The 10,516-nt window shown below is 69.8% G+C and carries 6 protein-coding genes; 4 read left to right on the top strand and 2 right to left on the bottom strand.

Features of this window, described 5'->3' with window-relative positions; translation table 11 throughout:
- On the bottom strand, positions 1-571 hold a 571-nt coding region (locus tag VH914_19360), incomplete at its 3' end, for a class I SAM-dependent methyltransferase (protein HEX4493371.1).
- A 157-nt stretch (positions 572-728) separates the two neighbouring features.
- Between VH914_19360 and VH914_19355 the strand changes: the two genes are divergently transcribed.
- Together VH914_19355 and VH914_19350 are read left to right on the top strand one after the other, a co-directional pair.
- A complete protein-coding gene (locus VH914_19355; protein ID HEX4493370.1) occupies positions 729-1,907 on the top strand; it encodes a glycosyltransferase family 4 protein in 1,179 nt (392 codons plus the stop codon).
- Positions 1,904-6,340, top strand: coding sequence for an alpha-(1->3)-arabinofuranosyltransferase family protein (locus VH914_19350; protein HEX4493369.1), 4,437 nt, complete (start codon positions 1,904-1,906; stop codon positions 6,338-6,340). Before VH914_19355 ends, VH914_19350 begins: the two co-directional genes overlap by 4 nt.
- A 249-nt stretch (positions 6,341-6,589) precedes the next feature.
- Here VH914_19350 and VH914_19345 read toward each other — a convergent pair whose 3' ends face one another.
- Positions 6,590-7,171, bottom strand: a complete 582-nt coding sequence (locus VH914_19345; protein ID HEX4493368.1) for a hypothetical protein — start codon at positions 7,169-7,171, stop codon at positions 6,590-6,592.
- A 172-nt stretch (positions 7,172-7,343) separates the two neighbouring features.
- Between VH914_19345 and VH914_19340 the strand changes: the two genes are divergently transcribed.
- Both VH914_19340 and VH914_19335 read left to right on the top strand, forming a co-directional pair.
- The gene (locus VH914_19340; GenBank protein ID HEX4493367.1) at positions 7,344-8,942 is read left to right on the top strand and encodes an ABC-F family ATP-binding cassette domain-containing protein; all 1,599 of its coding nucleotides are present in this window, start codon (positions 7,344-7,346) and stop codon (positions 8,940-8,942) included.
- A gap of 146 nt (positions 8,943-9,088) precedes the next feature.
- A complete protein-coding gene (locus VH914_19335) occupies positions 9,089-10,504 on the top strand; it encodes an ABC transporter substrate-binding protein (GenBank protein ID HEX4493366.1) in 1,416 nt (471 codons plus the stop codon).
- Positions 10,505-10,516 lie beyond the last annotated feature (12 nt).

Here is a 10,516-nt window from a genome sequence, read left to right as displayed (position 1 = left end):
TCAACAACCGTTCGCCGCTCTTGCGCCGTTGCGCGAAGTCGGCGTGCAGCTCGGCGTCGCCCTCGAGGCCGAGCACGGTGACGTCGGCGAAGAACAGCTGGAGCATCGAACGCAGATGGTCGGGCTCGAACAGGTACACATGGAACGGATTCTCGAAGTCGGCCGGCGCGTTCGGCGTGATCACGAAGGCGCTGCCGCCCGGCTTCAACACCCGCGCGAGCTCGGCCACGTGCAGGGTGGGGTTCACGAAGTGCTCGATGATGTGCGACGAGCAGACCTGGTCGACGACGCCGTCGCGCAGACCCAGGCGCGCCCCGTCCATCGCCGCGAAGCGCACTCCCGGACCCCACTCGTGCGCGGCATCGACCGCGGTCTGGGCGCTGTAGTCGACGCCGAGGACGGTGCGGCCGTCGCCGCGCAGGCGCGCGGTCTCGTCGCCCACACCACAGCCGACGTCGAGCACGAGCCCGGAGCCCAGGCGGGCGACGACCTCGCGGTAACCGGCGTCGTGGAGGGCGAGCAAGGAGTCCGGCGTCGCGCCCTGCATCGGACGTTCGCCCGTGAGCTTCACCGGCTCCCGTCCGTCTCGTTCGGCCCCGTCATGATGGTCGAGCAGGCTAACGCTTCCAGGTCGACGGCCCCGGTCCGCCGAACCGACCCTCTCCGTGGCGGCCCGTAGACTCATCCGGCCGCGGTTCCGCCGGCGGTCAACGGCAAGGGGGCTCGAGATGCGAGGTGACGACGCCGACGACGTCGTCGCGAAGCTCGGTGATCTCGCGGCCCGCGCCGGCCTCCACCGCGTGAGCATGCTCGCCTGGCGCGACCTCGACGACCCCGAAGCCGGCGGCTCGGAAGTCCACGCGTCGAAGATCGCCGCGCTCTGGGGGGAGGCGGGGATCGAGGTCACGATGCGGACCTCGCACGCCCCGGGCTACCCGACGGTCTCCTGGCGCGACGGCTACCGGGTGATCCGCAAGGGCGGGCGGTACATGGTGTTTCCCCGCGCCGCGTTCAGCGAGATGATGGGCTGGCACGGCGCCAGCGACGCCCTCGTCGAGATCTGGAACGGCATGCCGTTCTTCTCACCGGTGTGGGCGCGCCGGCCGCACGTCACCTGGCTGCACCACGTGCACGACACGATGTGGGAGATGACGCTGCCGCCGCGGCTCGCGAAGCTCGGCCGCACGATGGAGTACCGGATCGCGCCGCCGCTGTACCGGCGCACGCCGATCGTCACGCTGTCGGAGTCGTCGAAGCGCGACCTCACCACGAAGCTCGGCTTCAAGGAGAAGCGCGTGCAGGTCGTGTCGCCCGGCATCGAGCCGCGCTTCTCGCCCGGCGGGCAGAAGGCGCCGTACCCGCTCGTCGTCGCGGTCGGGCGGCTGGTGCCGGTGAAGCGCTTCGGTGACCTCATCGACGCGCTCGTCGCCATCAAGACGCGCCTGCCCGGACTGCGCGCCATCATCATCGGCGACGGCTACGAGCGCGAGATGCTCGAAGCGCAGCTGCGTGAGAAGAGCGCGTCGTCGTGGATCGCGCTTCCGGGTCGGGTCGACGACGGCACCCTCATCGAGGCGTACCGCCGCGCGTGGGTGGTCGCGAGCGCGTCGGCGCACGAAGGTTGGGGGATGACGATCACCGAGGCCGCCGCGTGCGGCACGCCGAGCGTCGCGACGCGCATCGCCGGCCACGAGGACGCGGTCGCCGACGGGGTGTCGGGCATCCTCGCCGACGACGGGCCGACGTTCGCCGCCGCGCTCGAGCGAGTGCTCGCCGACGACCAGCTGCGCGCGCGACTTTCGAACGGCGCGCTCGACCACGCCGCCGCGTTCACGTGGGGAGCGACCGCACTCGGAACTCTCGAGGTGCTCGCGAACGAGACGATCCGGCGGCGCGGACGGGCGTGACTGCCGCGAGCACGATGATCCGCGATCGCGAGCCCGACGCGCGCGAGGAGCCGCCGTCGGCCGATCGCCGGCAACGGATCCAGGGCTATCTCGCGCTCGCGGTGCTCGCGTACCTACCGCCGCTGATGTCGGAGCCCGGCAAGGTCGCGGCCGACACGAAGCAGTACCTCTACCTCGATCCGTCGCGGCTGCTCGGCCGCGCCGCGTCGATGTGGGACCCGAACATCGGGTTCGGCACCGTCACGCACCAGAACATCGGTTACCTGTTCCCGATGGGCCCGTACTACTGGCTCATGCAGGCCGTGCGCGTCCCCGACTGGATCGCGCAGCGACTGTGGCTCGGCACGATCGTGTTCTTCGCGGGCCTCGGCGTGCTCTATCTCATGCGCACGCTCGGCGTGAAGGGCGCGGGAGTGCCCGTCGCCGCGCTCGCGTACATGTTCAGCCCGTACTCGCTCGACTACGCGGCGCGCATCTCGGTGCTGCTGATGCCGTGGGCCGCGCTCGGATGGTTGATCGCGCTCACGATCAAGGCGCTGCGCGACGACTCGTGGCGATATCCCGCGATCTTCGCGCTCGTGATCCAGGTCATCGGCGGTGTCAACGCGACCGCGCTGATCTTCGCCGGTGTCGGGCCCGTGCTGTGGATCCTCTACTCGTGGTTGTCGCGGCAGGTCACGTTCCGGCGCGCGCTCGCGGTCACGATGAAGATCGGCGTGCTCACGGTGGTCACGTCGTTGTGGTGGGTCGCGGGGCTGTGGGCGCAGGGCCACTACGGACTCGACATCCTGAAGTTCACCGAGACGGTCAAGGCCGTGTCGCGCACGTCGACACCGAACGAGGTGCTGCGCGGCCTCGGCTACTGGTTCTTCTACGGCCAGGACAACATCGGTCCCTGGACCGAGGCGTCGGTCAACTACACGCAGCACTTCTACGTGATCCTCGCGGGCTACGGGCTCACGACGGTTGCGCTGCTCGGGGCCGCGGTCACCCGCTGGCGGCACCGCGTGTTCTTCCTCCTGCTCACGTTCGTGGGCGTCGTGATCGCGGTCGGCGCGTATCCGTACACGTCGCCGACGCCGCTCGGCTCGGTGTTCAAGCACTGGGCGAACAGCTCCGCGGCGGGGCTCGCGTTGCGCAGCACGGGACGCGCGATCCCGCTCGTGACGCTCGGACTCGCGATCCTGATCGGCATCGGCGTCAACGTCGTCGCGCGCCGCTTCACCACCCCGAAGAACCCGAAGCTCGGCGTGGTCATCGCGGCCGTGATCATCGGGCTGATCATCATCGACTTCCCCGCGCTCCTCGACGGCACGTACTACGGCAAGAACCTCGAGCGTCCCGAGAACGTCCCGACCTACTGGACGCAGGCGATCGACTACATGAACTCCGGATCGCACTCGACGCGCGTGCTCGAGGCGCCAGGTATCGACTTCGCCGCGTACACGTGGGGCAACACGGTCGACCCGATCACGCCCGGGCTGATGGATCGTCCGTACGTCGCGCGCGAGCTCATCCCGTGGGGGAGCCCGGCGTCGCAGAACCTGCTCGACGCGATCGACGAAGGCATCCAGGAGGGCACGTTCGACCCGAGCGGGTTCAGCGCGCTCGCGCGGAAGATGGGGGTCGGAACCGTCGACCTCCGCTACGACATGCAGTACAAGCGCTACGGCATCATCGAGCCGCAGCGCTTGCAGCAGGACTTCACGAGCATCCCCGGCTTGAAGCTCGCGAAGACCTTCGGGCCGCGCCTGAGCTCGAAGGACTCGACCGGGTTCATGGACGAGTCGTTGCTCGCGCTGCCCGCCGACGCGCAGCAGCCGCCGTCGGTCGCGGTCTACAACGTCGACGACCCGACGCCGATCGTGCGCACCGAGTCGACGAACGCGCCGCTCGTGATCGCGGGCGACGGCGACGGCCTCGTCGACGCGTCCACGATCGGGCTCGTCGGTCCCGACGGCATCGTCCTCTATTCCGGCTCCTACGCGGGCGACCCTGCCGCGCTGCGCAAGGCGGCGGGCGACAACGGCGTGCTCCTCGTCACCGATACGAACCGCAAGGAAGCGGAGCGGTGGAGCACGGTCTTCGACAACAACGGGTACACGGAGCAGGCGGGCGAGAAGCCGCTCATCTACGACCCGAGCGACGCGCGTCTCGACGTCTTCCCGACCGCGGGCGACGACTCGTCGACGGTGATGGATCAGCAGGGCGTGAAGTCGATCCAGGCGACCGCGTACGGCAACCCGATCACCTACACGCCCGAGGTGCGCGCGTCGCAGGCGTTCGACGGCGATCCGTCGACGTCGTGGAACGTCGCCGCGTTCGACGTCGCAATCGGCAACCGCATCCAGCTCGAGACCAAGCAACCCGTGACCACGGACCACATCCGTCTCGTGCAGAAGCAGGAAGGTCCGCAGGACCGCTGGATCACGCGCGTCAAGCTCACGTTCGACGGTGGGCACCCGATCGAGGCCAAGCTCGACCGGTCGTCGCGCCTCGTGACGGGCCAGACGGTCACGTTCCCGAAGCGCAGCTTCTCGAAGCTCGACATCGAGATCGCCAATACGAGCGATGGCAACCGCATCCTGAACTCCGGCGCCGCGGCCGTCGGCTTCTCGGAGATCTACGTGCAGGACGAGCACGCGTCGGAGCCCATCCGCGACACCGACGTCGTGCGCTTGCCGACCGATCTGCTGTCGGCGGAAGGCAGCGCGTCGGCGACGCACCCGCTCGTGCTCGTGATGACGCGCCAGCGCGTGCTGCCGGTGCCGCCGCGCACCGATCCCGAGCCGTCGATGGCCCGCGAGTTCACGCTGCCGACCGCGCGCTCGTTCGCCTTCACCGGCACCGCGCGCGTCACGCCGAACGCGCAGGCCGACGTGATCGACCACGTGCTCGGGCTGCCGACGAAGGCGCAGGGCGGCGTCGACGTGCGCGCGAAGGAGTACCTCGCGGGTTGCCTGTACTGCCGTGCCGAGCAGGCGATCGACAACGACCCGACGACCGCGTGGGTCACCCCGTTCGTCGGCGTGCGCCGGCAGTGGGCGAACTACCAGCTCGACCGGCCGATCACGTTCGACCATCTGAACCTGAAGATCGTCGCCGATCAGGTCCACTCGCGGCCGACGATGCTGCAGCTCTCGGTCGACGGCCGCATCCGCGACATCAAGATCCCGGCGCTGAAAGTGCACGACCAGCGCGACAGCGTCGACTCGGTCACCGTGCACTTCCCGGCGATGACGGGCAGCCGCATCGAAGCGACGATCGCGTCGATCGATCCCGTCGGACTGCGCACGACGTACCACAACGCGAACACGCTGGCGCCGGTCGCGATCGCGGAGTTCGGCATCCCCGGGCTGTCGCTGCCGGCGCAGCCCGCGCAGCTCCCGGGCACGTGCCGCTCCGACCTGCTGAAGATCGACGGCAAGCCGGTCCCGATCCGCATCACCGGTTCCGCGGCCGCCGCGTTCGCGCAGCAACCGCTCGCCGTGTCGCTCTGCGATCCGCGCGATCCCACCGCCGTGCCGGTGCTTCGCCTCGACGCCGGCACCCACACGCTCGACACGAAGGCCGGCGCCGTGACCGCGGTGCAGCTCGACCAGCTCGTGATCGCGTCGGCGGCGAACGGTGGTGCGGCACCGGTTCGGGACGGCAAGGTCGTCGGGCTCACGAACGCGACCCCCGGCCCGAAGCTCGCGATCACGCACGACGGCCGGACGAAGATGACGGTGAACGTCACCGGTGCGACCAGCCCCTTCTGGCTCGTGCTCGGCGAGAGCCAGAACCCGGGGTGGAAGGCGAGCGTGCACGGTGCGGGCTCGCTCGGCGGGTCGCAGCTCGTCGACGGGTTTGCGAACGGCTGGCGCATCGACCCCAAGGGCGCGCAGTCGCTGACGGTCACCCTCGAGTGGACGCCCGAGCGCACGGTGCTCGCGGCGATCGCGATCTCCGTCGTCGGCGCGCTGCTGTGCCTGGTGCTGATCGCGCTCGGGTTCGCGCGGGCGCGCCGCCGCGTGGTCGCGCTCGAGGGCGCGCCCGACGCGGGGATCGACTGGCTGCCGACGTTCGCGTTCCCGTGGATCGTGCCCGGCGCGGCGCCCGCGCTGCGCACGCAGCTGCTCGTGGCCGTGCTCGGCGGCCTGCTCGGGACCGCCGTCGCAGGGATCGGCTACGGCGTGATCGCCGCGCTCCTGCTGCTGCTCGCGTTCCGCATCGAACGGGCGCGGGCCGCGCTCGCGATCGCGCCGCCGCTGCTCGTCGGCCTGATCGGCCTCTACATCGCGTCGAAGCAGCTGCACTCGCACTCGCCCGCGGTGTTCGAATGGCCGCTGTTCTTCTCACGCGCGGCCGCGCCCGCCTGGCTCGCGATCGTGCTGTTCGCCGCGGACGCGCTGTTCGAGATGGCGCGCCGCGAGCGCGACCCCGGCAGTTAGCGCGCCGCCCGCTCCCGCAAGAACGGGCGGGTCGCTCTGCGGGCCGCCCGCCGTGGCTCCCATCCCGCGTCAGGAGCGGCGGACGCGGGAACGGGCGGGTCGCTCTGCGGGCCGCCCGACCTGGCTCCCATCCCGCGTCAGGAGCGGCGGACGCGGGAACGGGCGGGTCGCTGTGCGGGCCGCCCGACCTGGCTCCCATCCCGCGTCAGGAGCGGCGAGCGCAGCGAGCGCGACCAAAAAGCACAGTGCTCAGATGACGACGGTGTAGGCGAGCTCCGCGTCGAGCCGGTTGTTCACGTGCACCGAGAGCGTGTGCGCGCCCGGTCGGGCCGCGTCGCCGCGCAACGGCAGCACGATCCGGAGGTCGACGGTCTCGAGCGGATCGAGCCGGCGCGTGCTCACGAAGATGGGACGGAGATCGTCGACGGAGGCGTCGATCGACACCGCGACCCGGTGAGTCTCGGCCGATATCGCGCGCGCCCGCAGGTGCAGCGACTCACCGGTGCGGAGATGATCCGACTCGAGCACCGCGTCGCGTACGCGCACCGCGACCTCGGGCGCGAAGCCGAGCAGCCGGCGGGCGCCGTCGTCGCCGTTGCGCGCGAGCACGTGCAACGCGCCCCGCACGACGCTGCGCGTGTGCAGCCCGCCCTCGGCGACCCAGCGCTGGATCGTTGCCAGCACCACGGTCGGCCGGGTCCGGGCCAGCGCCTCGAGCGTCTCGGCGACGTTCCGCCGCACCTCGGGATCGGGATCGTCCCGGTGCCGTGACAGCGCGAGCAACGTCTCGAGCGTGTCGTCGGCGGGAGTCGGCAGTGGAGTCATCGTCACCAAATCGACAATATGCGTCGGCGCGGCAGTGCTCTCGCGAGAACGGGCGGTGCGCTGCGCGGGCCGCCCGACGTGGTGCCGGAGGCGTCGAGGAGGGCGAAGCCTGCGAGCCCGACCATGAACACAGGCTATTTCGGCACGGTTTGGCGCAGGGGACGTGCGACGATGGGGCGTGCTCCAGGTCCGCGATCTCGCCGTCGAAGTCGGCGGCCGCCTCACGCTCGTCGGCGGCTCGTTCACCTTGCGGCCGGGCGACAAGGCGGGTCTCGTCGGGCGCAACGGCGCCGGGAAGACCTCGCTGCTCAGAGTGCTCGGCGGGGAGGCGCCCGCCGCGGCCGGCGTCGTGTCGCGGGGCGATCGCATCGGCTACCTGCCGCAGGACCCGAAACCGCATGGCGCGGGCGTCGACTCGACCGGCGTCTCGCACGTGCTCTCGGGCCGCGGGCTCGACGTGATCGCGCAGCGGCTCGAGAAGCGCCACGCCGAGGTCGACGAGAACCCGTCGGAGCGCAACCTCCGCCGCTTCGCCGACGCGCAGGAGGAGTTCGAGCGCCTCGGCGGGTACTCGGCCGAGTCGGAGGTGCGGCGCATCGCCGCCGGCCTGGGCCTGCGCAGCGACCGTCTCGACATGGCGATCCACTCCCTCTCGGGCGGTGAGCGTCGGCGCGTCGAGCTCGCGCGCATCCTGTTCGCGGGCAGCGACCTGCTGATGCTCGACGAGCCGACGAACCACCTCGACGTCGACGCCAAGCAGTGGCTCATGGGCTTCCTGCGCTCGTATCGCGGCGCGCTGCTCGTGGTGAGCCACGACCTCGTGCTGCTCGACCAGGCGATCACGCGCGTCCTGCACCTCGACGAGGGTGAGCTCATCGAGTACCGCGGCACCTACTCGCAGTACCGGACCGCGCGCGCGGCCGACGAGGAGCGGCGGACGAAGCTCGCGGGCCGGCAGGAGGCCGAGATCCATCGGCTCAGCGCGCTCGCCGACTCGATGCGGGGCCAGACCGCGAAGCGGGCGCGGCTCGCGAAGGTGCTCGACCACCGCGTCGAGCGGCTCGAGACCACGAAGGTCACGGCCGCGAAGAAGGAGCGGAAGCTCGCGGTGCGGCTGCCCGACCCGCCGCGCTCCGGCGCGACGGTGCTCGAAGCGTCGGATCTCGCCAAGTCGTTCGGCGCGAACACCGTGTTCGAGGACGTGTCGTTCAGCGTCGGGCGAGGGGAGCGGCTGCTCATCCTCGGTCTCAACGGTGCGGGCAAGACCACGTTGTTGCGGCTGCTCGTCGGTCAGCTCGAAACCGACCTCGGCGAGCACCATCTCGGTCACGGCGTCTCGATGGGCTACTACGCGCAGGAGCACGAGCTGCTCGTACCGGGCCGCTCGATGCTCGACCACATGCGCGAGACCGCGGCCGCGATGGGCCTCTCCGACCAGCAGATGCGCGCGCTGCTCGGCATGTTCGGGCTCTCGGGCGAGATGGCGTTCCAGGACGTCGCGACGCTCTCGGGCGGCGAGAAGACGAAGCTCGCGCTCGCGATGCTCGTCGCGGGCCGCCACAACCTGCTGCTGCTCGACGAGCCCACGAACAACCTCGACCCGCCGTCGCGCCTGGCGGTCGGCGCCGCGCTGCGGGGCTGGAAGGGGGCGATGGTGTTCGTGAGCCACGACACCGAGTTCGTCGCCGAGCTCGCGCCCCAGCGGGTCCTGCTCATGCCCGACGGCACCCTCGACTACTGGTCCGACGATCTCTTGGACCTGGTCGCACTGGCTTGAGGGAAGCGCACGCCAGCGCGAGCGAGCGAGCGAGAGGGTGGTGACTTTGCTGACGTTCGTGTCATAGAGTGCGCGGCGAGGGCGCCGAACCGGGGGGTTCTGAGATGCGTGAAGCACAGCGACGTGGTCAGGGACGCGGTCGTCGGGTGCCGGGCGACGCTGGTCAACGTGAGTTCCCGCGTCAGACCCGTTGGAGCCGAGGCGTCCTGGTCGTCGTCATCGCGGCGATGATCCTCGCCGCGTGCGGGAGCAGTGGCTCGAAGGCCGGGACGGGCGCCAAGCCCGGAACGAACTCGCCGAGCGTCACGTCGAAGACGCTCGGTTCGGGCGTGACCGCAGACTCGATCAAGATCGGCATCTCGCTGATCGACTTCAAGTGCATCCAGCAGTTCATCGACTTCACGCGTCCGAACCAGCAAGCGATCTATCAGGACTTCGTCGACGCGGTGAACAAGGGCGGCGGCATCAACGGCCGCAAGCTGGTCGCCGACTTCAACACCGAATGCCCGCTCACCTCGACGAGCGACCTCCTCGTGCAGATCTGCACCCACTTCACCGACGACGACAAGGTCTTCGCGGTCCTCGGCAACCTGAGTGACGCGGCCCAGGACGATGCGATCCACACGTGCATCGCGAAGAAGAAGAACACTCCCCTCATCACGTTCGACGTGACTCAGGCGATGATCGGTCAGGTTCCACCGGCGATGTTGATCTTCCCGGGCACGACACCGGAGCGATCGTCGGGCGTGCTGTTCGAGCTGTTGCAGAAGCAGCACCTCCTCAAGGGGAAGAAGCTCGCGGTGCTGGCGGACCAGACCTCCCAGGTGTCGGTGAAGGCGGCCGTGCTGCCGGCGATCAAGAAGACCGGCGTCGCGACGGGAACCACCGCGTACCTCACGATCAACGGTGCCGACACGACCGCGGCGCAGTCGCAGCTCGACAGCTTCATCCAGCGGTGGAAGTCCGAAGGGGTCAATGCGATCTTCGTCACGGGCGAGAACACCGTGACGAAGCAGTTCGTCGAGAAGGTGACGAAGCAGCTGCCGGGCGTGATGCTGATGACCGACACGGGCGACGCGCTGGCGCAGGGGCAGGACGAGACCAAGGCCGGCATGGACCCGAACCCGTACCAGGACATGTATATCGCCGGGGGCTTTGCGGCCGCGGACTACGCGAAGAGCGACAACTGGAAGTACTGCTCCGGGATCTACAAGGCCGCGACCGGCAGGACCCCGCCCGGACCCCTGACCGTTCGCAAGGTCAAGGTCGGCGGCAAGGAGTACACCGACGAGACCTACAACACCATCAACGACGCGTGTCAGATGATCTCGACGTTCGCCGAGATCGTCGCCAAGACGGGCCAGTACGTGAACGTGCCCAACTGGGTTGCCGCCGTCAATTCGTTCGGCCCGATCGTCAACCGCGGCGGCGGCCCGTACGCGTCGTTGTCGCAGGGCAAGTACGACGACGACGACACCTTCCAGCTGCAGCAGTTCGACTCGGCGCTGCCGCCGAACGGCAACTGGAAGCCGCTGACCCCGTACGAGAACCTGTCCAAGTAGGACACGTCCTCG

This window comes from Acidimicrobiia bacterium, from assembly GCA_036271555.1.
GTDB lineage: Bacteria > Actinomycetota > Acidimicrobiia > IMCC26256 > PALSA-610 > DATBAK01.
Note: the sequence above shows the minus strand (reverse complement) of the source record. Positions and strands in the feature narration are given on the sequence as shown.

Excerpts from the sequence above, each read along its gene's own strand:
- VH914_19355 (HEX4493370.1), top strand. The coding sequence starts at position 729 with ATGCGAGGTGACGACGCCGACGACGTCGTCGCGAAGCTCGGTGATCTC.